Source organism: Hyphobacterium lacteum (assembly GCF_036330345.1).
GTDB classification, from domain to species: domain Bacteria; phylum Pseudomonadota; class Alphaproteobacteria; order Caulobacterales; family Maricaulaceae; genus Hyphobacterium; species Hyphobacterium lacteum.
In genome coordinates, this window is sequence record NZ_JAZDRP010000011.1 from 13,635 (window position 1) to 36,033 (window position 22,399).

General features: G+C 62.8%; 26 protein-coding genes. 13 read left to right on the forward strand and 13 right to left on the reverse strand.

From position 1 onward, the window contains the following. The first annotated feature begins 17 nt into the window (after positions 1-17). Both V0U79_RS13030 and V0U79_RS13035 read left to right on the forward strand, forming a co-directional pair. On the forward strand, positions 18-668 hold the full coding sequence (locus V0U79_RS13030; protein ID WP_330199945.1) for an SCO family protein: 651 nt from the start codon (positions 18-20) through the stop codon (positions 666-668). 26 nt (positions 669-694) lie between these two features. After that, the gene (locus V0U79_RS13035) at positions 695-1,924 is read left to right on the forward strand and encodes a polyhydroxyalkanoate depolymerase (protein WP_330199946.1); all 1,230 of its coding nucleotides are present in this window, start codon (positions 695-697) and stop codon (positions 1,922-1,924) included. Here the strand turns inward: V0U79_RS13035 and V0U79_RS13040 are convergent. Further along, complete coding sequence (locus V0U79_RS13040) at positions 1,921-2,397, reverse strand: hypothetical protein (protein ID WP_330199947.1); 477 nt, start codon at positions 2,395-2,397, stop codon at positions 1,921-1,923. The genes V0U79_RS13035 and V0U79_RS13040 overlap by 4 nt on opposite strands. Positions 2,398-2,443: 46 nt before the next feature. On the opposite strand from V0U79_RS13040, the gene V0U79_RS13045 reads away from it, so the two are divergent. Next, a complete protein-coding gene (locus V0U79_RS13045) occupies positions 2,444-3,565 on the forward strand; it encodes a PQQ-dependent sugar dehydrogenase (protein WP_330199948.1) in 1,122 nt (373 codons plus the stop codon). On the opposite strand, the gene V0U79_RS13050 is transcribed toward V0U79_RS13045, so the two are convergent. From V0U79_RS13050 to V0U79_RS13060, 3 genes are all read right to left on the reverse strand, one after another. Then, positions 3,562-5,229, reverse strand: a complete 1,668-nt coding sequence (locus V0U79_RS13050; RefSeq protein ID WP_330199949.1) for an aq_1923 C-terminal domain — start codon at positions 5,227-5,229, stop codon at positions 3,562-3,564. The two genes, V0U79_RS13045 and V0U79_RS13050, sit on opposite strands and share 4 nt — an antisense overlap. Before the next feature lie 80 nt (positions 5,230-5,309). Next, entirely contained in the window at positions 5,310-7,139 is a 1,830-nt protein-coding gene (locus V0U79_RS13055; protein ID WP_330199950.1) for a transglycosylase domain-containing protein, read from the reverse strand. Positions 7,140-7,374: 235 nt separating this feature from the next. Then, positions 7,375-8,046 (reverse strand): hypothetical protein, encoded by a 672-nt coding sequence (locus V0U79_RS13060; protein ID WP_330199951.1) that lies wholly within the window; start codon positions 8,044-8,046, stop codon positions 7,375-7,377. A gap of 128 nt (positions 8,047-8,174) precedes the next feature. On the opposite strand from V0U79_RS13060, the gene V0U79_RS13065 reads away from it, so the two are divergent. Together V0U79_RS13065 and V0U79_RS13070 are read left to right on the forward strand one after the other, a co-directional pair. Then, positions 8,175-8,318: a hypothetical protein gene (locus V0U79_RS13065; protein WP_330199952.1), complete on the forward strand. Its 144-nt coding sequence runs from the start codon at positions 8,175-8,177 to the stop codon at positions 8,316-8,318. Positions 8,319-8,415: 97 nt separating this feature from the next. Continuing rightward, complete coding sequence (locus V0U79_RS13070; RefSeq protein WP_330199953.1) at positions 8,416-8,724, forward strand: hypothetical protein; 309 nt, start codon at positions 8,416-8,418, stop codon at positions 8,722-8,724. Here V0U79_RS13070 and V0U79_RS13075 read toward each other — a convergent pair. Next, positions 8,721-9,248 carry a hypothetical protein gene (locus tag V0U79_RS13075; protein WP_330199954.1) on the reverse strand — a complete coding sequence of 176 codons (528 nt, stop codon included), beginning with the start codon at positions 9,246-9,248 and terminating at the stop codon, positions 8,721-8,723. The two genes, V0U79_RS13070 and V0U79_RS13075, sit on opposite strands and share 4 nt — an antisense overlap. A gap of 63 nt (positions 9,249-9,311) precedes the next feature. Here V0U79_RS13075 and V0U79_RS13080 point away from each other — a divergent pair, with 63 nt between their 5' ends. Next, on the forward strand, positions 9,312-10,286 hold the full coding sequence (locus V0U79_RS13080) for a glycerophosphodiester phosphodiesterase family protein (protein ID WP_330199955.1): 975 nt from the start codon (positions 9,312-9,314) through the stop codon (positions 10,284-10,286). A gap of 63 nt (positions 10,287-10,349) precedes the next feature. Here V0U79_RS13080 and V0U79_RS13085 read toward each other — a convergent pair whose 3' ends face one another. Continuing rightward, positions 10,350-10,565, reverse strand: a complete 216-nt coding sequence (locus tag V0U79_RS13085) for a cold-shock protein (RefSeq protein ID WP_373696478.1) — start codon at positions 10,563-10,565, stop codon at positions 10,350-10,352. A gap of 248 nt (positions 10,566-10,813) precedes the next feature. On the opposite strand from V0U79_RS13085, the gene V0U79_RS13090 reads away from it, so the two are divergent. The 4 genes from V0U79_RS13090 (at position 10,814) to V0U79_RS13105 (ending at position 14,216) form a co-directional block, all read left to right on the forward strand. Then, a complete protein-coding gene (locus V0U79_RS13090) occupies positions 10,814-11,161 on the forward strand; it encodes a hypothetical protein (RefSeq protein ID WP_330199957.1) in 348 nt (115 codons plus the stop codon). An 84-nt stretch (positions 11,162-11,245) separates the two neighbouring features. After that, positions 11,246-12,262, forward strand: coding sequence for an aspartate-semialdehyde dehydrogenase (locus V0U79_RS13095; RefSeq protein ID WP_330199958.1), 1,017 nt, complete (start codon positions 11,246-11,248; stop codon positions 12,260-12,262). 113 nt (positions 12,263-12,375) lie between these two features. Next, complete coding sequence (rarD, locus tag V0U79_RS13100) at positions 12,376-13,266, forward strand: EamA family transporter RarD (protein ID WP_330199959.1); 891 nt, start codon at positions 12,376-12,378, stop codon at positions 13,264-13,266. After that, positions 13,263-14,216, forward strand: a complete 954-nt coding sequence (locus V0U79_RS13105) for an alpha/beta fold hydrolase (RefSeq protein WP_330199960.1) — start codon at positions 13,263-13,265, stop codon at positions 14,214-14,216. Before rarD ends, V0U79_RS13105 begins: the two co-directional genes overlap by 4 nt. 144 nt (positions 14,217-14,360) lie before the next feature. On the opposite strand, the gene V0U79_RS13110 is transcribed toward V0U79_RS13105, so the two are convergent. Both V0U79_RS13110 and V0U79_RS13115 read right to left on the reverse strand, forming a co-directional pair. Further along, entirely contained in the window at positions 14,361-15,494 is a 1,134-nt protein-coding gene (locus V0U79_RS13110) for a serine hydrolase domain-containing protein (protein ID WP_330199961.1), read from the reverse strand. A 10-nt stretch (positions 15,495-15,504) separates the two neighbouring features. Beyond that, positions 15,505-16,335: a bifunctional hydroxymethylpyrimidine kinase/phosphomethylpyrimidine kinase gene (locus V0U79_RS13115; protein ID WP_330199962.1), complete on the reverse strand. Its 831-nt coding sequence runs from the start codon at positions 16,333-16,335 to the stop codon at positions 15,505-15,507. 23 nt (positions 16,336-16,358) lie between these two features. Between V0U79_RS13115 and V0U79_RS13120 the strand changes: the two genes are divergently transcribed. Beyond that, on the forward strand, positions 16,359-17,198 hold the full coding sequence (locus tag V0U79_RS13120; RefSeq protein WP_330199963.1) for an HpcH/HpaI aldolase/citrate lyase family protein: 840 nt from the start codon (positions 16,359-16,361) through the stop codon (positions 17,196-17,198). Positions 17,199-17,202: 4 nt separating this feature from the next. After that, positions 17,203-17,550: an arsenate reductase (glutaredoxin) gene (gene arsC, locus V0U79_RS13125; RefSeq protein WP_330199964.1), complete on the forward strand. Its 348-nt coding sequence runs from the start codon at positions 17,203-17,205 to the stop codon at positions 17,548-17,550. A gap of 41 nt (positions 17,551-17,591) precedes the next feature. Here arsC and queG read toward each other — a convergent pair whose 3' ends face one another. Genes queG through V0U79_RS13140 form a run of 3 tightly spaced genes read right to left on the reverse strand, consistent with a single transcriptional unit; the run spans position 17,592 to position 20,286 of the window. Then, positions 17,592-18,626, reverse strand: a complete 1,035-nt coding sequence (gene queG, locus V0U79_RS13130; protein ID WP_330199965.1) for a tRNA epoxyqueuosine(34) reductase QueG — start codon at positions 18,624-18,626, stop codon at positions 17,592-17,594. Further along, positions 18,607-19,272, reverse strand: a complete 666-nt coding sequence (fzlA, locus tag V0U79_RS13135) for an FtsZ-binding protein FzlA (RefSeq protein WP_330199966.1) — start codon at positions 19,270-19,272, stop codon at positions 18,607-18,609. The genes queG and fzlA overlap by 20 nt, the downstream gene beginning before the upstream one ends. A gap of 33 nt (positions 19,273-19,305) precedes the next feature. Continuing rightward, positions 19,306-20,286, reverse strand: a complete 981-nt coding sequence (locus tag V0U79_RS13140; RefSeq protein WP_330199967.1) for a cation diffusion facilitator family transporter — start codon at positions 20,284-20,286, stop codon at positions 19,306-19,308. Between the two features lie 249 nt (positions 20,287-20,535). Here V0U79_RS13140 and V0U79_RS13145 point away from each other — a divergent pair, with 249 nt between their 5' ends. Then, complete coding sequence (locus tag V0U79_RS13145) at positions 20,536-21,213, forward strand: hypothetical protein (protein ID WP_330199968.1); 678 nt, start codon at positions 20,536-20,538, stop codon at positions 21,211-21,213. On the opposite strand, the gene V0U79_RS13150 is transcribed toward V0U79_RS13145, so the two are convergent. Further along, a complete protein-coding gene (locus V0U79_RS13150; RefSeq protein WP_330199969.1) occupies positions 21,210-21,707 on the reverse strand; it encodes an arsenate reductase ArsC in 498 nt (165 codons plus the stop codon). The genes V0U79_RS13145 and V0U79_RS13150 overlap by 4 nt on opposite strands. 83 nt (positions 21,708-21,790) lie before the next feature. Further along, complete coding sequence (locus V0U79_RS13155; protein ID WP_330199970.1) at positions 21,791-22,360, reverse strand: hypothetical protein; 570 nt, start codon at positions 22,358-22,360, stop codon at positions 21,791-21,793. Positions 22,361-22,399 lie beyond the last annotated feature (39 nt).

The window sequence follows — 22,399 nt, forward strand, 5'->3', positions numbered from 1 at the left end:
TGAAGCAGGAGACGCGTTTGAATCGGGGTTCTGGCCTTCCGATCTGGGTGATTCCGCTCGCCGCCGGTATCGGCGCGCTGGTTCTCGTTTTTGCGATTCTGATGGTGATGGATGCGCGTCCGCAGCCGGTCTCCGGCGAGGTGGTCTCTACGGGCCGCGCAGATATTGGCGGCCCTTTCACCCTGGTGGATCAGACCGGCGCAACAGTGACCGAGGCCGACTTCCTTGGCCGGCCCATGCTGATCTATTTCGGCTTCACCTATTGCCCGGACATCTGCCCGTTCTCGCTGCAGGTAATGGCAGCAGCGCTGGACCAGCTGCCGGAAGACGAGCGCGCAGAGTTCCAGCCCATCCTGATCACCGTCGACCCGGAACGCGACACGCCCGAACAGCTGGCGCTCTATGTAACCAGTGACGCCTTCCCGGATAATCTGACGGGCCTGACCGGAACGCCGGAACAGATCGCTGCTGCTGCCGCGGAATACCGGGTCATCTACCGCCGCGCGCTGGAAGAAGGCGCTCCGGAAGATGCCTATACGATGGACCATACCTCGCTGATCTATCTGATGGACCGGCAGGGCGAGTTCCATTCCGTCTACGCGCACGGCACGCCGCCGGACGTCCTGGCCGAGGGATTACAAGACTTCCTTGAGGAAAATCCGGGATAATCCCCGGACGAAATAAGGATATTTCCATGCTCTACAGCATGTACGAACTCTCGAGACTGGCCCTGACGCCCTGGCGGGCGGCCGCCAATGCCACGCGCCGCACGCTGCGTGCCCCGTGGAACCCGATGGGCGAGACTCTGGCCGGGCGGACCATGGCCGCAGGCGCGGATCTGTTCGAATCGATGACCCGCAAATACGGCAAGCCGTCCTGGGATCTGCCGACCACGGAGATCAATGGCCAGACGGTGAAGGTGACGCCGGAAATCGCCTGGTCCTCGCCCTGGTGTGATCTGTTGCATTTCAAGCGTGAGGGCGCGCCGCCGGATCAGCCGAAAGTGCTGTTCGTGGCACCGATGTCGGGCCATTACGCGACCCTGCTGCGCGGTACCGTTCGAACCTTCCTGCCGGATGCCGAGGTCTACATCACCGATTGGGCGGATGCGGCCATGGTGCCGCTGACCGAAGGCCGGTTCGATCTCAATGATTATATCGATCATGTCGCCGACATGATCCGGGCGATTGGCGAGGGTGTGCACGTTGTCGCCGTTTGCCAGCCGGGCCCGCCGACACTGGCGGCGATCTCGCTGATGGCCGAGGACAAGGACCCGCTGCGCCCGGCCTCGATGATTTTCATGGGCTCGCCGATCGATGCGCGCTTGTCGCCGACCGTGCCGAACAAGCTGGCCGAGGAAAAACCCTTCGAATGGTTCGAGAACAACGCCATTCACACCGTGCCGGCGCCCTATCCGGGCACGCTGCGCCGGGTCTATCCGGGTTTCCTGCAATTGTCGGGCTTCATGCAGATGAACTGGGAACGTCATGTCGATGCGCACTGGCAATTCTTCAATCATCTGGTCGAGGGCGATGGTGACAGCGCGGAAAAGCACCGCAGCTTCTATGACGAATACCTCGCCGTGATGGATCTGACCGAGGAGTTTTACCTGCAGACCATCACCGACGTCTTCCAGGAACACAAGCTGCCGCGCGGTTTGATGGAGCATCGCGGCCGCAAGGTCGATCCGGGCGCGATCACCGATATCGCGCTGCTGACGGTTGAAGGCGAGAATGACGACATTTCCGGCATCGGCCAGACCCAGGCTGCGCATGATCTTTGCCGCAATCTGCCTGAGAGCCTGCGCATGGACTGGGTCCAGCCGCAGGTCGGCCATTATGGCGTCTTCAATGGCAGCCGGTTCGAGCGCGATATCGCCCCGCGGATGAAGGCCTTCATGGTCGAGACCGGCCGGAAGGCCTAGGGCTTGCGCGGCGACAGAACCGCAAACACCCATCCACCCGCTGCCCCGCCCAGGCCGATGACCGCCAGCCCCCAGACATCGCGCCCGGCAGCGATCGGTGTGATCGTGGAACCGAGAACCGTCTGGTAGAAAAGCTCGATGGCAAAGATCATCACGATGATCATGACATAGCCGGACAGCATGTAGCCGGTCGTCCGCAAGGCTCCGATCCGCCTGGAGATCAGGCGCGCCACCGGGAAGGCGATGGCATAGCCGATCGCCGAAAGCGCGATCAGGGTCGGAGCAAAGCCGTTCAGATCCAGCCAAATCGCCTGCGCCCTTGTGGCCAGCGGAAAGATGGCGCCCGCTGTCTCCAGATAGCGCAGGATAATCTGGGTGGAGAGAATGCTGGTCAGCACCCCGCCCATAAGGGCCGCCATGGCAAAGGCAAAAATGGTGCGGACATTGAAGGCCATGGGCAAACCGGATTTCATCACTATCTTCTTGCGCAGCCTATCCAAGTGAATCGAAGGTGCCAGCATGTTGTTCCGCCTGACCGCCCTTTTCCTGCTCGTCAGCGCCCCGGCTCTGGCCCAGCGCGACCGCCCGAATGAGGTCTTCGACGGGGAGATGGAGGTGATCGCCTCGGGCCTGGTTCATCCCTGGTCGCTGGCTTTCCTGCCGCATGGCGATCTGCTGGTCACCGAGCGCGATGGCCGGTTGCGCCTGATCACCGAAGGCGGTTTGCAGCCCGAAACCGTCAGCGGCGCGCCCGAACCCTATGTCGCCGGACAAGGCGGCATGCTGGACGTGGTGCTGCATCCCGCGTTCGAAACCAATGGCTGGATCTATCTGACCTATGCGAGCGGAAACCGCCGCGCCAATGCGCTGGAGATTGCCCGCGCCCGCTATGCCGATGGCGCGCTGAGGGATCTGGAAGTGATCTTCACGGCCAATATCAACAAGACAACCGATGCCCATTATGGCGGGCGCATGGCTTTTCTGCCGGATGGCACCTTCATCGTGACCATTGGCGAAGGGTTTGATTATCGCGAACAGGCGCAGGACCCGTCCAATCATCTGGGGACAACGGTCCGGCTGAATGATGACGGGTCGATCCCGGACGACAATCCGGTCATCGAAGACGGCGCGCCCGGCGTCTTCTCCTGGGGGCACCGCAATCCGCAGGCCATCCTGCATGATTCCCAAACCGGCCGCGTCATTTCGCACGAGCATGGCCCGCGTGGCGGTGACGAGCTGAACGTGATCGAGGGCGGGGTCAATTATGGCTGGCCGATTGCCACTTTCGGCGTCGATTATTCCGGCGCCATCATTTCGCCTTTCGAGACCTATCCGGGAATGCGCGATCCTTTGCTGGCATGGACGCCCTCCATCGCGCCAGCGGGCATGACGCTCTATCGCGGCGAGATGTTTCCCGAATGGGACGGGGGTCTGCTGATCGCCACCCTGCAGCCGGGCGATGCCGATACACGTTCAGGCCATATCCGCATCATCGACATGGAAGACGGCCTGCCCGTCGGGCAGACCGTCATACTGGGAGAGCTGCAATCACGCATGCGCGATGTCCGTACCGCGCCTGATGGCAGTGTCTATGTTCTGACCGATGCCTATGACGGTGCGGTCATCCGGCTGTTCCGCTAGTCGCCGCTGTCTTCCGGCGGAATGGCCGTGATCGAGATGCCGGCCGCATCATAATCGATATTGCCTTCACCGGCTTGCTCGATGAGGGTGGCCACACTCAGCGGTTCCGGTGGAGCGATCCGCAGTTCGACCGATCCGCCCTCGGCGATAAATGCACTCATTGCGGTGGAGAATTCAGCCAGCAATTCCCGCGGGATTTCCGCCGGCGCTCCCAGCGTTGCCAGAGCGATCAGGCCGCCGGCCTGCATGCGCAGGCTCTCCTTCGGCACACCCTGGGCGGCAGACGCAGCCGTCAGGGCACGGTCCAGCAAGGACTGGTCCTCCAGCCGGAAGACGAAATTATTGAGCACGAGCGGGCGCAGCATGTCCATCATCACGGCCGGATCGCTCTCATCCAGCATCGGACCGGCCCGAAGCGCTCCCAGCGTGTAGGCCATGATACCGGCAATATCGGTTTCCACATCGACGCGGAAGCCATCGCGCATCTCGAAATAATTCTCGCCCGTCGTGTAAGAGCGATCAGTGTCGCGCTCATAGACAGAAGCGCCTGCAGAAACGAACTCCAGCTGCTGGTAGCCCATCAGGCCCAGACCCAGTGCCAGCTGGGCGCCAAACGGGTAATTGGTGTCGGGGGCGATGACCAGCGGGGTCATTTCCCCCGTGCTGACGACCTCATTGCCATTATGGCTGACATCGGCGGTAAACGAGTCGAGGGTCACAACAACGCCGCCGACATTGGCATTGAGGCCGCGGATCTCAGCATGTTCATAGGTATTCAGCGGATCGAAGCCTTCCGGCATTTCCGGCATGTCGGCTGCAATGTCCTCATTCGGCGTGTCCGCCGAGAATGAGGATGACGCCATGGCGAACTGGGCCGCGAACGGATAGGTGATGGCCTCGCCGATATTGTCAGCCGACAATTCCGCCAGGCTGATATTGATGATGCCGACATCGGCACTGGATCCGGCAATGGACAGATTGGTGAGCTCGAACCGGCCAATGGTGTACTCACCGAGATCCTCGATCGCGAACCGGTCGAAGGCGGCGGTGAAATCGTCGGATTCGTCAGCGCCCGTGAAATTAAGACCTTCAATGGCGAACAGGCCATAGGTCCAGTCCTCGCCATTGATATCGTCCTCATCGCCCGTTTCGTTGGAGAATCCGCGGGCAAAGGCCTCGGCCATGGCGGCATTCGGCTGCTCGATCACAAAACGGGTGATCGTGCCTTCGCCTTCACCGTTCTCGTCGCGGATATCGATATTATCGATCGACAGAAGGTCGAAAATGACATTGCCGTCAGCATCAAACCTCGGTGCGGACAGCGTCATGGTTTCGGCATGGACTTCGCCGGCCTCGACCTCGATCTCCATTTCGCCTCCGGCGTCACCGTCCTCCCCGGCCTCGTCGTCACTGTCTTCCGGTGCGCCGTCTTCCATATCGAATGTCACACCGGTGAAGGTGAAAACGCCGTCGTTGAAGCTGCGGCTCTCCCAGCTCACCGCGCCCTGGCCGGATTCGGCGAGGTAAAGAGCGGCCAGAGCGCTTGTCGCTGTGGCCTCGTCGACCTGCGTGGTGACGTTATCGCCGTCCGGTTCCGATCCCTGTTCCGAGCCGCAGGCGGCCAGAGCGAGTGCAGAGACGGTGACGATCAAGGCATTTTTCATGGAGGTTCCCCGGTTTGATAAGGCTGTTCAGGGTCATTCAACCCGTTCGCTGCCCTGTCTGCCAGAGAAAAGTGACGCGGTTAAGGCTGTCCGCCCAGACCGATCCGGTCGAGCAGGCTGGAGATCGGATCGCGGCGATCCTCCTCTTCCGCCTCTTCGACGCGTTCCTGCCAGTTGGCGGGCACGCTGGCCTCGGCCGGCGCGGCGCCCATGAAGGCGCGGAAAATGGCGGCGGGCGGGCCAGACCCGGCGGCCCGGTCGGTCGGTGTGAAATCATCATTGCCGACCCAGACCGCGGCGGTCAGACCGCCGGTATAGCCGGCAATCCAGGCATCGCGATTATCATTGGTGGTGCCGGTCTTGGCTCCCGTGGTGGCGCCGGGAGTGGCGGCAAACCGGGCCGTGCCGCTGCGGGCCGTGGTTTCCAGAAGACGGCGCATCCAGGACAGGGTGCGCTGGTCCAGTACGCGCTCATCATCGGGAATATCACGCTCATACAGCACTTCGCCGTCGACGGTCTCGATCCGGTCGATGGCATGGCTGTAGGCGCGATAGCCGCCATTGGCGAAGGCGGTATAGGCGGTGGCCAGCTCGATCGGGGTGACCTCGAAGGAACCGAGTGCCATGGAACGATCGACACGGATCTCGCTTTCAATGCCCAGACGCCTGGCCAGCTGGGCGATAAAGCCGTGGCCGGTTTCCTCGGCCACCCGTGCCGCGACCACATTGGAGGAGCGGGCAAAGGCGGTTTCCAGCGTCATCGGCCCGGAATACTGGCCATTATAATTCTGCGGTGACCAGTCGCCCCAGGCGACCGGCATGTCATCGCGCACATCTTCGGGGCGCAGCCCGCCTTCGAAAGCGGCAGCATAGACAAAGGCCTTGAAGGCCGAACCGGGCTGGCGCCGGGCCAGAATGGCGCGGTTATAAGGGCTGGTGGCATAATCCACCCCCCCGACAAGCGCTCTTATCGACCCGTCGCCGGACATCGCCACAAGCGCTGCCTGGTCGGCACCGCGGGCTGTCTCCGGATTGGTCATGACGGTGCGGACGGCGTTTTCGGCGGCGCGCTGGGCATCAATGTCCAGCGTAGTGAAAACAACGATGTCGGCTTCGCGGTCACCGGCCAGTTCGCGCGCCTCTTCCTCGATCCAGTCAATGAAGTAGCCCGAGCCCGGTGTCGAAGCGGCGCGGGCGACACGGATCGGGGTTTGGGCCGCCTCGATGCGCTCTTCCTCGGTGATGCTGCCGGTTTCGAACATCAGATCGAGCACGACGGTGGCGCGGGCCGCAGCGCGCTCGAGATCATTCGCGGGAGAATAACGCGAGGGCGCTTTCAACAGGCCGGCCAGAAGCGCGGCTTCACCCAGCGTTACATCGCGCGCCGAGCGGCCGAAATAGCGCTGGGCGGCAGCCTCGACGCCATAGGCGCCGGCACCGAAATAGACCCGGTCGAGATAGAGGGCGAGAATTTCATCCTTGGTGAAACGCTGTTCCAGCTGCCAGGCCAGCACCATTTCCTGGATCTTGCGGACGAAGGTGCGGTCGGAGGTCAGGAAAAGATTCTTGGCCAGCTGCTGGGTGATGGTCGATCCGCCCTGAACCACACTGCCGGCGCGGATATTGGCCCACATGGCGCGGGCAATGCCGCGCAGATCAATTCCTGAATGATCATAGAAACGCCGGTCCTCGACCGAGAGCACGGCATCGATCAGATAGGGCGGCAATTCGTCGACGCTGAGGCTGGCTCCGCGGCTGGCGCCCCGGCGCGCAATGACCCGGCCATCACGATCAAGATAGACCTCACCACCCATGCGGGGCTGGGCAAATTCGATGTCGGAAACATTCGGCAGATCGCGGGTGATAGCGACGAGGAAGGCGGCAACGGCCAGGAAGCCGATCAGTGCCAATGAGAAAATCGCCCGCAGCCAGGAAAAGCGCGGCGCAGAGGATCGCGCCCGCCGCTGTCGCGGCGCGGAAGCCTGGCGTTTTCGCCAGGGGGCAGGCGGTCTTTGCGGGCTCACAGGGCTGATCCCCTCCGGTTCCAAGGTTCAGCGCTTATTCCAGACAAGCTTGATCGCCTGACGGCGTTAAGGCGGCGTGAATGTGGCGAAGACGGCTTGTCGCAGCCAGCCGGTAAACGGGTCAGTTTCCGGGCGCTGACTGGGATCCTTCGAGGCGCTGAATGGCCTGATGGACATGCCGGCGCCCGATCATCACCCGCATCATCAGATACAGAATGGCCAGCATGACGGCTCCCGCCAGAATGCGGTAACCGAGAATGATTCCGGAATATGTCAGATTGCCCGGATTGTTCTCGATTGGTGAGAAGCCGAGGCCGAAGACTTCAAAACTGTCGGCCAGCCCGCCGCGAAGCGCCTGATCAGCGAGGAATATGCCGAGATCGGCATAGCCGAGTTCCTCGACAGGAAGGGCCATTCCGTTCGTAGCGAGGGCTGACGGGCCCGGCAGGAACCAGTCCTGATGAAGGACGAGGGTTGCGATCACCGCTCCGGGAACAATCAGGCCGACAATGATCAATCCGATCGCGCGCATGGCAACGCTTGCCGCGGCCCGGTCGGCATGGCGCCGGAGTTCCGCAATCCGGCGGTCTACGGCTTCCGAGCGGACCGGTGGCGGGCCGGGAAAGCGTCGCAGCACGTCAGCTTCGCTGAAAGTCCGGGCAATCCGCAGCAAAAAGCGGGCGGAGACCAGCGAGACCATCAGCACGCCGGCCAGAACCATCCAGCTATAGACATAATAGGCGGACGTGCTGGTCAGACCCGCGCTGACCTGATCAATGAAGCTGGCGTCCATGTTTCCCCTCCCCAAAGGCCTGCCCTGTCTAGCACATCCCTAACGGGAGGAGGAGCGCCAGTTGCCAAGTTTCCTGACCTGCGCCAAGGTCATAACCGGTTCCCTGTATCGGAGCCGGAGGGGATGTCATGGTAAAGCGTTTAAGCGTACTGGTGCTGGCGATTGCGGGCGCTCTGGCCCTGTCGGGCTGCATCACGCCGTATGAGGGGCGGCCATCGACCTGTGAAGGCAACGGGCCCAGCGATCCGAACTGGCCCTACTGCACGGGCTGACCGTCTGCACGAAGATGAATGCCCGGTGAGTGCGGGCTTCAGTCTTTGCTCAAGCGGGTTTGTGTTCTCTTCCCCTGCAACACAGGGGAGGCCTGACATGAATTTGATACCCGCAGAACTCGACCTGGTGGCGGTGTCCGCCGGTTCCGCCCTCATCATGGGCAGTGTGGTCCGCATTTTCGGTGCACGCTGGCTGTTTTCCATTCTTCGTCATGTCGGCGGTTTTGCCATGCGCCGCCGGGCGGTTTCGACCGCTGTTCTCGGTGCCACGGCTTCGGCCGGCCTGGCGGCCGCCAGCGCATTCGGCCTGCAACCGCCGGAATTTGGCGATGCGGTTGGCTGGTTCCAGTCGCAATTTGCCGGTCTGGATGCGGCCGCCGAGATGTTCGAGGCGATGAACGACTAGACGTCGCCTTCATCCGAATGGATGAATTCGAAGCCCATCTCGCCGCCGCCATAACTGCCATTGGCATAATGGTCGGCGCGATCATTGAACCAGTCGGTCAGATATTCGAACAGCACGTCGTGGAATTCGGTCAGCCGGGCTTCCTCGACCGGAAGGCGGAAGGAGAAATCGCGTCCGCCAATGATGGAAACGTCGAGATCGGGGCCTTCCTTCTCGGCTGAAATCACCACACGTATCCAGTCTCCGCCATCGGATACGCGCACCGCCAGTCCGAAGCGGATCGGCCCCAACGGCAAGAAGCCCTGGCCGGAGACCGAGAAGGCACCCGAGCCATGATCGACGGGAGTAAACGGCCCTTCCGGCGGCACCAGATAGACGCATTTCCTGTCATCTCCGAGATAACGACAGAACCCCGTGGCAACGCGTTCGGCCAGAGACCGGACAAGCGCGTAATTGTCGAGGCTGGCATCGCCATAGCGCCCGGCCGCCTTGGCCAGAACATCAAACCTGGTCGCACTGCTCATCACCGTCTCCCATTCGTTACAAAGTCAGGCTAGCGTGCCGGAAAGGAATTGGGGAGGGCTTCGATGAAACGCTGGCTTGTCATGATCGGTCTGGGCCTTGCGGCCTGTTCCGCTTCGCCGCAGGGGAACTGGAACACGCTGTCGGGTGAGGCTCCGCTGGTGATTGCCCACCGCGGTGCCAGCGGCGAGCTGCCCGAGCACACGCTGGAAGCCTACACGCTGGCCATGGAGCAAGGCGCTGATGTGATCGAGCCGGATCTGGTGGTCACCTCTGACGGGGTGCTGGTCGCCCGGCACGATGCCTATCTGTCGACCACGACGGATGTCGCCAGCCATACTGAATTTGCGGCGCGGCGGCGGGAGATGTTCGGCCGTGATGACTGGTGGGTGTTCGATTTCACCGCCGAGGAATTGCGCTCGCTGCGGGCGGTGCAGCCCCAGGAAGGGCGCGATCCGTCCTATGACGGGCAGTTCCTGATCCCGACCTTTGAGGAAATCCTGACCCTGGTCAATCAGTTCGAGGCGGAGTGTGGCTGTGTCATCGGCATCGAGCCGGAAGTGAAGCATCCTGCCGAGTTTGCCGCTGCCAATCTCGACCCATTGCCGCTGCTGAACCAGGCCCTGCTTGATCATGGGCTCTATGCCGAGGATGCGCCGGTGGTGATCCAGTCCTTCGATGCCGGTTTCCTGGTACGGATGAATGCCGTCGCGCCGGTGCGTCTGGCCATGCTCTATTCCTCGCCGGACGAGGAAGACGGCAATATGAGTGGCTACACGCTGGAGGCCGTGGCCCAGTTTGCCGACGGGCTGGGCGCCAATAAGGCGCTCTTGCTGAACCCGGACGGGACGTCGACCGGGCTTCTGGAACAGGCCCATGCGCTGGGACTGGAAGTGCATGTCTGGACGGTGCGCGATGACCGCGAGCCGCTGGTGGGCGAAACTGTCGAGGATGAGCTGCGCGCGCTCTATGCGCTGGGCGTTGATGCCGTCTTCACCGATTTCCCGGTGACCGCTCTGCGGGTGCGCGACGAGATGTAGGCAAAAGAAAACGGCCGCCGGTTTCCCGGCGGCCGTGTCCTCGTCAGAGACGGTAGTCCGTGATTACTCTGCGTATTGCAGGTTCACAGCCTTCGGACCCTTGCCGCGCTTGTCCGGCTCGGTGTCGAAGGTGACCTTCTGGCCATCTTCCAGACCCGGCAGGCCCGAAGCGTTGACGGCAGAGATGTGAACGAACACGTCCGAGCCACCCTCGTCCGGGGTGATGAAGCCGAAGCCTTTGGAATGATTGAAAAATTTGACCGTACCTGTGGCCATGATAGAGGACCTTCCTCGAAGCGCCGCGCGTCCGCGACATTCGCAAAGGGTTCCGTCAGCGTCCTGTCGGAACAGCGCACTTGCAGTATCGGGGAAAGTCGGAAGTCTTACGTGCCTGATGGCTCAGGTATGCAAATAAAACAGTCTTGTATTTCCGCCGGGCCTGAACAGGCCGCCCGTGCCCGTGCTATATGCCTGAAAACACGGATTCACGCAATGAGAGAAAATGTGACCGCAAAAGGGATGGTTGAATGAACCGCCGCAGGGGATTTCTCGAACGCACCTACCGGGCCCGCGACCGCAAGGCGCGGCAGTCGCGCGATCTGATCAATCCGGCCGCGATGATGCGTCTGGCGGGGCTGGTCGCGGTCATTCTGATCGCGCTCGCCGTCTTCGTCGGCTTTGATGCCGAACGCATGGAAGGCAGCTGGGTGCAACAATTCGCCAGCCTGGAAGGGATCACCCGGCCGGTTCTGTTTGGCGGCTCTATCCTGGAGATTGCGATCATACTGGCGATCGTGGCTTATGCCGGCTTTGCGCTTTGGCGCCTGTCGCAGGCCCGGTCCCGGCCCGATGACGAACCCGGCGGGGACAGCTGATATCAGGGCAAGGCGTTTGCGGGGCTGGACGTTACCGCCTGCCGCTCCCTATATGCGCGTCAGATTGTCAGGAAGGACATTCCCATGGGTTTGAAAGTCGCGGTCTTCGGCGCTACGGGCGCGGTCGGCAAGGAAATGCTGACTATTCTGGATGAGCGCCTGTTTCCGGCAGACGAGATGCATGCGCTGGCGACCCGCAAATCGCTGGGCGTGGAGGTTTCCTATGGCGACCGTGATCTGAAGATCAGGGATGCCGAAACCTTTGACTATTCCAAGGTTGATCTGGTGCTGATGTCGGCGGGTGCCGAGGCTTCGCGCGAATGGGCGCCGAAGATTGCTGCCGCCGGTGCCATGGTGGTCGACAATTCCTCGGCCTGGCGGATGGATCCGGACGTGCCGCTCGTCGTGCCCGAAGTGAACCCCGAGGCGCTGGACGGTGCGGCGTCCAAACGCATCGTCGCCAACCCCAATTGCGCGGCCATCCAGATGCTGGTGGCGTTCAAACCCCTGCATGACAAGGCGAGGATCAGGCGCGCCGCGATTTCGACCTATCAATCGGTCTCCGGGGCCGGCAGCGCCGCCATGGACGAATTGTGGACCCAGACGCGCGGTATCTTCGTCAACGATCCGGTCGAGAAGAACGAATTTTCCAAGCAGATCGCCTTCAATGTGATCCCGCGCATCGGCGATCTCCTGAAAGGTGGCATCACGTCTGAAGAGCAGAAGATCGTCGAGGAAACCCAGAAAATCCTCGACCCGGATGTCCGTATCGCAGCGACCTGTGTGCGCGTTCCGGTCTTTGTCGGTCATGGCGTCTCGGCGCATGTCGAGTTCGAAAACCCGATTTCCGCCAAGGAAGCGCGCGATCTGCTCCGCGAGTCGCCGGGTCTGATGCTGGTCGACAATCGCGAGGATGACGGCTTCGTCACTCCGGTAGAAAGCGTTGGCGAGTTCGCAGTCTTTGTGTCCCGCGTGCGCGAGGATGCCAGCGTCGAGCACGGCCTGTCGATGTGGATCGTCTCCGATAATCTGCGCAAGGGCGCGGCGCTCAATGCGGTGCAGATCGCCGAAGCGCTGAACAATCGCGGCCTGATTGGTTAGAATTCACCGCTGAAACAGAGCGCATGCAATCGTGAAGGGCGCGCTGCAAATATCGGGTCGCGCCCGGGCGCCGCGCTAACTAAATGACCGTCTCTTCCTGGAGACGGTCCGCCATGACGACATCTGCCACATCCCCGGCTCGGGCCGGCCTCGCCGCCGTGGCGTCCTACACGATCTGGGGGCTGTCGCCGATCTTCTACAAGCTGCTGGGCTTTGCCTCGGCCTCGGAGATTGTCCTGCACCGGGCCGTCTGGTCGGTGCCGACCCTGGCCATTTTCATCTGGTTGGCGCGCAGCTGGACTCAGGTCGTTTCCGTCCTGACACGTCCAAAGACGCTGGGCCTTCTGGTCCTGTCCGCCATGCTGATCGCGGCGAACTGGTGGCTCTTCATCTTTGCCGTCAATGCAGACCGCGTTCTGGAAGTTTCGCTGGGCTATTACATCAACCCGCTGGTCAATGTGGCGGTGGGGATCATCGTTTTCCGCGAGGATTTCGGCTGGTGGCGGGCGGCGGCCATTGCGCTGGCCGCGATCGGTGTCATCAACCAGATCCTGACCGTTGGCACACTGCCGCTGATCGCGCTGGCGCTGGCCGGGTCGTTCACCATCTACGCCTATATCCGCAAGACGATCGCGGCGGACGGCCGGGTCGGCCTGTTCATCGAGACGCTGGTCATCTTCCTGCCGTCCATCATTGCGCTGTCCTTCATCGAGACCTCGCCGGAGGGGCATTTCTTCGACGGGCCGCTGCAAGCCTCGCTGCTGATCCTCTCCGGTCCGATGACGGTAGCGCCACTGCTGCTGTTCATCATCGGAGCGCGCGGCCTGCATTTCGCCACTGTCGGGCTTCTGCAATTCATCGCCCCCAGCCTGCAGTTTGCGGTCGGTGTCGCCTATGGCGAACCGTTCTCGCCGGGCCATGCCATCACATTCGGCTTTATCTGGGCGGGTCTGGCGTGCTTTGCTGTCTCCATGATCCGCCGCAGAAAGGCCCTGCCCGCATGACACTTCCCGATCCTGTCCGCCTCAAATCCCATGATATCGAGCTGGCCGTGCGCCTGGGCGGACCCGAGGACGGCATCCCGCTTTTGCTGATCCATGGCTGGCCGGAGCTGTCCTATTCCTGGAAGCCGATCTGGGATCACATGGTGAAGGCCGGTTTCCGGGTCATCGCGCCGGACCTGAAAGGGTTTGGTGACAGTGATGCGCCGGAGGATGTGAAGGCCTACGGCATTGACGAGATGACGGCCGACCTCACCGGCCTGCTCGATACGCTGGGCATCGAGAAGGCCGTCTGGTGCGGGCATGATTGGGGTGGCATCATCATGTGGCAGGCCGCCTGTCTGGTGCCGGAACGTTTCATGGGCGCGATTGGCGTGAACACGCCGCACCTGCCGCGGCCGTCCACCCCGCCGTCGGAAGCCTTCATGGCGATGGGCGGTGAGGATCATTATATCCTGCAATTCCAGGATCCCGAGACGGTGCGAGAAGCCTTTGAAGGCCAGGAGGCGGCCTTCTTCAACTATATCTTCGCGCCGCCCCCACCGCCGGAATTGCTCGACACGCTGTTTCCCGGCGTCACTCACATCATCAAGAATTTCAAGAAGCATCCCGGCCGCGCCGAGACAGATCTGATTGTCGGGCCGAAAGACCGCGCAGTCTATGCCGAAGCCTATGCGAAGACCGGCGCCGTGACGCCTACCCATGTCTACCGCAATTTCGACCGCAACTGGGAACGCATGGGCGGAGTGGACCACCGCCTGTCCATGCCCTGCCTGATGATCGGGGCGGACGCTGATTTCATGCTGCCCCCCATGCTGATGCAATGGATGCCCGCCCTGTGTTCGGATCTGGAAAAGCACGTCCTGGAGGGCTGTGGCCACTGGACGATGTGGGAAAAGCCGGACGAGCTGGCCGCCTATATCGAGGAATGGGCGGTCCGGCGGTTCGGGTGAACCTGTTCTATTTGATGTTCAGGCCCATCCGGGCCTTCACTCCTCGCTTCGCTGCGGACGCGCAGTCGCGCTTTGGGCAGGCTGCGCCTGCCAACCAAGCACCTCACTCTGAGGTGCTCGCGTAAGCGAGCCTCGAAGAAGGCCTCACAAACACCCGTAGACCGCATTGATCAGCGACACGGCGCGGGGATCACCGGCGAGAAACCGGCCCAGCCGATTGGGTGTGAAACTGCCCGAGATATGACGTTCCGGATCAGCAAAGCCACAGGATCCGCCCATTCCATATTGACCAACGGCCAGCGGTTCCGGCCCGAAATGACCTGATGTGCGGTTGCGGATGACACTGATCCCGAAGGACAGATCGAAGGGCAGGACGCGGTCCTGGCGGGCCACCTGCTCGGTCATCAATTCCCCGACCGTCCCTGGCTGAAGCAGGGTTTCGCCCTGCAAACGCCCTTCATTGGCGAAGACCCCCATCAGGGTCGCCAGTGCTGCGGCATTGGAATGGCCGTTGGCGGCCGGAAACTCGGCCTTGCGCCATTCTGTCGTGCCCCGGCGGCCCGGTGTCGACCAGGGCTTGAGGAAGGCCAGTGTATTGAATTCGTTGATTTCCCCGAGATGGGGAGGCTGAGACGGCAGGCGGTGCTCTGCGACCCGCGCATGTTCGCTTTCCGGTGTGCCGACAAAGAAGTCGATACCGCGCGGACCGGCGATCTCGTCCTTGAGAATCTGACCGATTGTGCGGCCATCCGTCCGGCGGGCAATGGCATCGGCAATGAAGCCCGCCGTGATCGGGTGATACCCGGAGCCGTTGCCCGGCGTCCACAGCGGCGCCTGGGCGGCCAGCTTGGCTTCGATGAGCTGGCGATCGAACCAGTCCGTGGCCTCGCCCGGTTCGGACAGGCCGCACAGTCCGCCCTGATAGGACAGGGCCTGGGCGATGCTGATGTCCGCCTTGCCGTTCCGGGCAAACTCCGGCCAGTAGCTGGCGACATTATCGCTGAAGCCGAAATGCCCCCGATCCTTCAGCCAGCCCATGGTGATCGCCGTGATCGGCTTGCTGGCGGAGAAGACGGGCACCAGCGTGTTGTTGGCCCATTCCGTCTCCCGCTTGATGGATGTCCAGCCGGCATGAAGATCAACGACCCGCTCGCCTCCGATTTCGATGGCAAATGCGGCGCCGATCTCGTCCGTGCCGTCCCAGAGGGAGGCAAACATATCGGCAACAGGTTCAAATCCGGGCGCGGTATGGCCCTTGATGTCAGGGGTGTCGGTCATGGGCGGGGAGCTAGGCGTTCAGCGGCAGAAAATCAATCATCGCATCAGGATGGGGCGCGGTCTGGCGGGCGAGAATGTCGGGCAGTTCCGCGCTCTCAACCAGGCGCGCCTTGAGCGCAGTATCCAGCGTGCGGACCATGGCCAGTTCGAAGGCGCTGCCGGGATCGGACCCGGACACCAGCGCGGCCATCAGTTCGGCTGTCAGAAGATCCCCCGTCCCGTTGGGCAAATGGTCGAGCTTCGCGTGCCGGGCAAGAATGGCGGTACCGCCGGAATGATAGGCGGTGCCGAAATCCTCCCCGAATTGGGCCGATGTCATGAAGGTGACCGGAGACAGTTCTTGCGCGGCCGCCATGAACCCTGCGAGCGTCGTGACATCGTTGCCACTCAACCAGCCCAGCTCGAACGCGTTAGGCGTGATCATATCCGCCAGCGGCACCAGATGATCACGGATAGCGGCCGCCACCTCTTCTCCGACATAGAGCTTGCCGTCATCGCCGATGATCGGATCGGCGACGATCAGCGGATTGGGTGACGCCTTGCGGATTTCCTCAATGGCGGCGGCGGCGATCTCCACCTGCCCGGCGCTGGCGAAATAGCCGGTCAGCACGCCGTCGAATTGTGCAAACAGGCCTTGCGCCGCGACACCTTCCAGCATGGCGCCGAACTGTTCATCCGGCACCGGCCCGCCGCCCGGTGTGCCATGGCCGGGATGGCGGCCCAGCAGGATGGTCGGCACGAAAACGGTTTCGATGCCGCGCGCCTCCATCGCGGTGACGCTGACGCGGCCGCCGACCCGGCTGGCTGCAACATGCGAGGAGAGAATCAGGACGCGCTTCATGCGGTCATGTTATAGGCGCGTTGATGACGAGCCCAAGCCCGATTCGACCCATCCGCTCCGCCCTCTTCGTACCGGGATCGCGTCCGCGTGCCATTGAAAAGGCGGCGGGGCTCGGCGCGGACATGCTGATCCTCGATCTGGAGGATGCGGCCGGGCCGGACGAGAAAGCCGATGCGCGCGGCCGTGTGTCCGACGCGCTGGCCCAATGGGCCGGCTGCGGCGCGGTGCGGGCGATTCGCGTCAATGCCATCGGGACGGGGCTGGAGGCGGACGATATCGCCGCAGCAATGGGCGCCGATGCGATTGTCATGCCCAAGGTGGAAGGCGTGGCCGACATCGAGGCCGCCCGCGCATTGATGCCGGATGGTCCGCCGCTCTGGGCGATGATCGAGACCCCGCTGGCCTTGTTCCATCTGCGCGAGATCGGCGAGGCGGCGGGTGCGCTAAATCTTTCCGGCGTGATCGCCGGGACGAATGATCTCTCGAAGGAATTGAAGGCTATGGGCCGGGGGGCGATGACACCGCACCTGGCGCAGATCGTGGCAGCGGGACGCGCTTACGGGCTGACTCCGCTGGATGGCGTCTTCAACGCCTACCAGGATGCGCACGGCTTTGCCGCCGAGGCATCTGAGGGCCGCGCGCTGGGCTTTGCCGGCAAGTCGCTGATCCATCCTTCGCAGGTTCAAGCCGCCAATAAGGCCTTCGGTCCGTTGAATGACGAGATCGATGCGGCGCGCCGGCTGGTGGCGGCTTTTGCCCTTCCGGAGAATGCCGGCAAGGGCGCCATTCCCTTTGAGGGCCGGATGGCCGAACGGCTTCACCTCGCCGAGGCAGAAGCCCTTCTGAAACTGAGTGAGGACTAATCGAATGAGCCTTGTGATCTGGCACAATCCGCGTTGCACGAAATCCCGCGAGACGCTGAAGCTCCTGCAGGAGAATGGCTATGCCCCCGAGGTGCGCGAATATCTGAGCGATGTGCCGGACGTGGCCGAGATGAAAGCGGTGTTGAAGAAGCTGGGCTTTGCCTCGGTGCGCGACTGGATGCGCACCAAGGAGGCCGATTATCGCGCGCTGGGACTCAAGGATGAGAGCGATGAGGACAAGCTGATCGCCGCCATGATCGACAATCCGAAGCTGATCGAGCGCCCGGTGGTCATCAAGGGTGACAAGGCGGCTCTGGGCCGCCCGCCGGAAAGTGTATTGCGCATTCTTTAGCACTTTCACAGCCGTCATCCCTGCGAAAGCAGGGCTGACGATTAATTCAGCTCCCCCGCGGCCCAATCCGCTGCCTCAGCCACCACCGGATCAGGGTCCGAACGCAAGCCCTCCACCAGCGGCAAGAGTCCGGCATCTCCCGAATTCCCCGCCGCGATCAGGCAGTTGCGGATGAAGCGATTGCGGCCGATGCGCTTGACGGGAGAGCCGGAAAACAGCGCGCGGAACGCTTTATCGTCGAGCGCGAGCAGATCGGCGAGCGGCGGGCGTTTCAGATCCTCGCGCGCCACCAGCTTGGCCTCGGACGCGGATTTCGCGAACTTGTTCCATGGACACACGGCCAGACAGTCATCGCAGCCATAGATGCGGTTGCCCATCGGCTTGCGGAATTCTTCCGGGATCGGGCCGGCATGTTCGATGGTGAGATAGGAGATGCAGCGCCGCGCATCGAGCTGATAGGGCGCGGGGAAGGCGCTGGTCGGGCAGATGTCGATACAGGCCGTACAGGCGCCGCAATGATCGTGGCCCGGCGTATCCGGCTCCAGTTCCGCATTGGTCAGCATCACACCGAGGAAGAGCCAGGAGCCATGCTCGCGGCTGACCAGATTGGTGTGCTTGCCCTGCCAGCCCAGCCCGGCCTTTTCCGCCAGCGGCTTTTCCATCAAAGGCGCGGTATCGACGAAAACCTTCACCTCCGCGCCGGTCTCGCGGGCGAAGCGCTGGGCCAGCTGTTTCAGCTTGCCTTTCATCACATCATGATAATCGCGATGGCGGGCATAGACCGAGATATTGCCGGTCGAGGTGTGTTGGAGGTCTTCGAGCGGATCGCTATCCGGCCCGTAATTCAAGGCGACCACCAGCGCGGAGTTCGCCTCTGGCCACATGTTTGTGGGCTGCTTGCGCCGCTCCAGCGTGTCTTCCATCCAGCCCATCGTGCCGTGACGCCCGGCCGCGACGAATTCCTCCAGCCGCCCGGCCGCCGCCCAGGCCTCATCGGCACGGCAAATCCGGACGGCATCAAAGCCGAGGGCGGTGGCGATCTCGTCCGGAGATTTTCTAGAAGTCCAGGTCATCATAATGCTTTGCCGGGGGCAGGCCGGGCAAGCGGTCGGCGAGCAGGCCGCGGAAGGCCGGTCGGCACTTGATCCGCGAATACCAGGTTTTCACCGCCGGAAACTCGTCAAAGGGGAGATCACCGAGATAGTCCGCGCAGGACAGATGCGCCGCGCCGATAATGTCGGCGAGGGTGAAGCGCGGGCCGGCCAGCCCGTCGCGCTCGTCCAGCAGGCCGGCGAGATAATCGAGATGCCAGCGCAGATGATCGCGGCCGTCGCGGATGGCCTGCGGGTCCGGGGCGCCGAGCGACTGGGCGCGCTTTTCCAGCTTTTCGTGCAGGAGATAGGCGTTGACCTCGCCATTGTATTTCACATCGAACCAGCCGATCAGCCGGCGCACCTCGGCGCGCTCGACCGCACCGCGCGGCATTAGCGGCTGTCCGGGATAGGCGTCTTCCAGATATTCCAGCACCGGGCCGATCTCGGCAATGGTCGCGCCATTATCTTCCAGCACGGGCAGGCCGCCGGCCGGGTTCAGCCTGAAAAGCGGCTCGGCGCGCAGCCAGGGCCTGGCCTCTTCCAGATCGACATCCAGCCCCTTTTCCGCCAGCGCGAAACGCGCGGCGCGGGAGGCGGGATCAAGCGGCCAGTGGTGAAGACGTCTCATGGCGGGAAACGCTATTGTGTTTCTTGGCAGAAATTAAGCGCCTTCAACCGCTTCGGGGTCGTCTTTCGACTGGAAGAAGGCCAGCCCGTGCGGCTCGGCTTTCCCGTGCGGGTCCGGGTGGATGATGATGTCGGCGGCCGGGTATTTCTCCAGCAGGCGATTTTCGGCAGCGACGACGATTTCATGCGCGGCTTCGAGCGTCAGCTTCGGGTCGAGATCCATGTGCATCTGGATGTGGATTAGCGGGCCGGCGGCGCGGGTGCGCAGCTGGTGAACATCGATGACCTGATCATCATCGCGGGCGATCTCGATGATTTTCTGGCGTTCGGCATCGGGCAGTTCGCGGTCGAGCAAATGGTCGAGCGCGCCCCGGGCGACGTTCCAGGCGGACCAGAACAGCCAGATCGCCACGCCGCCGCCGACGATCGGGTCGGCCATGGGCAGGGCGAAGAAGGCCGCGGCCGCAACACCGCCGATGACGGCCAGATTGGAGGCGAGGTCCGCCATGTAATGCGCGCGGTCGCCTGATACGGCCACAGAGCCGGTCTGGTTCACGGCGCGGGTCTGGACCCAGACCAGGCCGGCGGTAAGCACGATGGACAGGACCATCACGCCAATAGCCAGCGTGCCATTGGTGACTTCGCGCGGTTCGATGATGTGCTGATAGGCCTCGCGAAGCAGAAGTCCTGCCGACAGGGCGACGAAAAGCGCCTGCAGAAAGCTGGCAAAGGCTTCGGCCTTGCCATGACCGAAGCGATGTTCGGCATCGGCGGGCTCGGCGGCAAATCGCACGGCGAAAAAGGTGATCAGCGAGGCGGCCAGGTCGAGTGCGCTGTCGGCGAGCGAGGCCAGGATGGCCACTGATCCCGACATCAGCCAGGCCACGATTTTGGCAACAACGAGTATCAGGGCGACGGTCACCGACAGGGCGGTGGCCTTGCCGGTGATCTTGCGGGCCTCGCCCGGTGTCAGCCGCCCGGGGCCGGCATCATGGTGTGCGTGATCGTGAGGCATTTCACCGGTTATGGCGCGGTCCGGCGGGCAGCGTCAAACACCTTGTTTGCGACGGATTGTGAGATGCAGCTGCGTTAATCCGGCACTGACCGGGTGGCATGGCCAAGGGAAAGGACTTCCCCGATCCCCGCCCTTTCCCTTCAAGGTTCTTGCAAAAGGCCTGTCCCCCTGACGTGCCATCCGGTCAGCACTCGCCTGTGAAGACATTTGGCTTGCGCCCGGGCGGGCAGTGGGGTGTATATGCGAGACATGAAACACGCACTTCTTGCTCTCGCGCTGGCGGCTCTTGTGTCGGCCTGCGCCTCGAACAACAATGAATCGACCTTCCGTGGCGGAGCCGGCGGTGACGCTGCCTATGGCCGCGGACTGCAGGCGCTGGAGCGCGGCGATCATGCCGAGGCCCACGACTACTTTATCTGTGCGGCCCAGTTCGGCAGCGGCTATGAAGTGGCCTGGTATTATGCCGGCACGACAGCGCTGGAAGTGGCGCGTGCGGGTGGCGATGATGCCGATGAATACCGCGCCACCGGCGAGGAATATCTGACCCGGTCCGGGCTTGCCGGCTGGGGCGCTTCGCAAGCCGCGCTGGCCCGGCATTATCACGAGATCGGCAATCCGCAGGAAGCCGCTTACTGGGCCCTGCTCTACACCAATAATGTTCGCGAAATCTCGCTGGGACTGACGCGTATGGATGATGAAACCATCATCGCCATCCGCGATGGTGTCACAGCCGAGGAGCTGGCCGAGGCCGAGGCGCGGGCGACCCGCTTTGTTCCGGATCCGCTGCCTGTGGGCCGGGCGAGTGCAGAGTGCGCAGAAGCGATCCAGAGTGATCGGGAACGTCCGCAGCGCGCCCGTATCCCGGTCCGCGAACAACGACAGGGACCGCCGCAGCGCCCCGGACAGCGGCCGGGCTCGCCTTACTAGAGCTGGCCGATCTCTCTCAGGCGTGATGTCAGGGACAGCCTGTTCAGCGATTCGATGGGCAGGCTGATGAAGGCTTCAATCCGTCTTTCCAGGGCACGATAGGCGGCGGCGAAAGCCAGCCTGATTTCGGCTTCGCTGCCGGTCGCGGCCGCCGGGTCGGGTAGTCCCCAATGCGCGTTGACGGGCTGGCCCGGCCAGACCGGACACACTTCTGCGCCGGCGCGGTCGCATACGGTAAAGACGAAGTGCATCTGCGGGGCGTCCGCACGATCCGCCGAGAACTCATCCCAGCTTTTGGAGCGCAGTGCGCCCGTCTCATGACCCAGACTGTTCAGCAGAGCCAGGGCTTGTGGATGAACCTTGCCCGCGGGCATGGACCCGGCTGAATACGCCCGGAACCGGCCATCGCCCATCCGGTTGAGCAGGCATTCGGCCACGATGGAGCGAGCCGAATTGCCCGTGCAGAGGAATAGAATATTGTAGGGGTCTGTCATGTCCGCCACCGGTCTGAACCGGTGGCGAGACAACAATCATTCGATCACAGCTTGATGACAGGAACGGCTATTTGCTGCGGGCCTCAGACGGTTTCGAGAACCAGCGCCCGGCGGAAGACGGCAACATCGCCGGAGATCACTTCATCCAGACGCCAAGCCTCGTCATTCTGCATCTGCTTGAACAGGGCCTTGCCGTGTTCGGTGTCCAGCCCGTCGAGATAGAGCGAGCCGCCCGTGCGGATGCGGTGTTCGGCATGGCGGTAATGCGCGGCCAGAACGGCCAGCGAGCTGGTCCGTGACAGCCAGACGGCGTCAACCTCGCCGACATTGCCAGAGCTACCGACATTTTCAAACAGGCGCAGACGGGCTGAGGAACATCCGCGCAGCTGGCAGATCGCCTCAACCAGATCGGCCGCGCCGGAGCTGGCAACGAGGTTCAGATACACACCGCGATCGAGGAAAGCCGCCGAAATGCCGCCGCTGTGACCCAGCTGGAGCACCTTGTCACCAGGATGCGCGGCCTCGGCCAGGAAATCGTCCAGTGCCGCATCCAGCGGACCCCGCTTGCGCAGGGCAGAGCGCTGCATCTTGCGGATCGGCGCAGCGAGGCGGGACAGGAAGGACGGGGCGAAAGCGGTATCGACAGCGGCCATGAGCGTTCCAATCGTGAACAGTGTGTTAAGATCGGATGC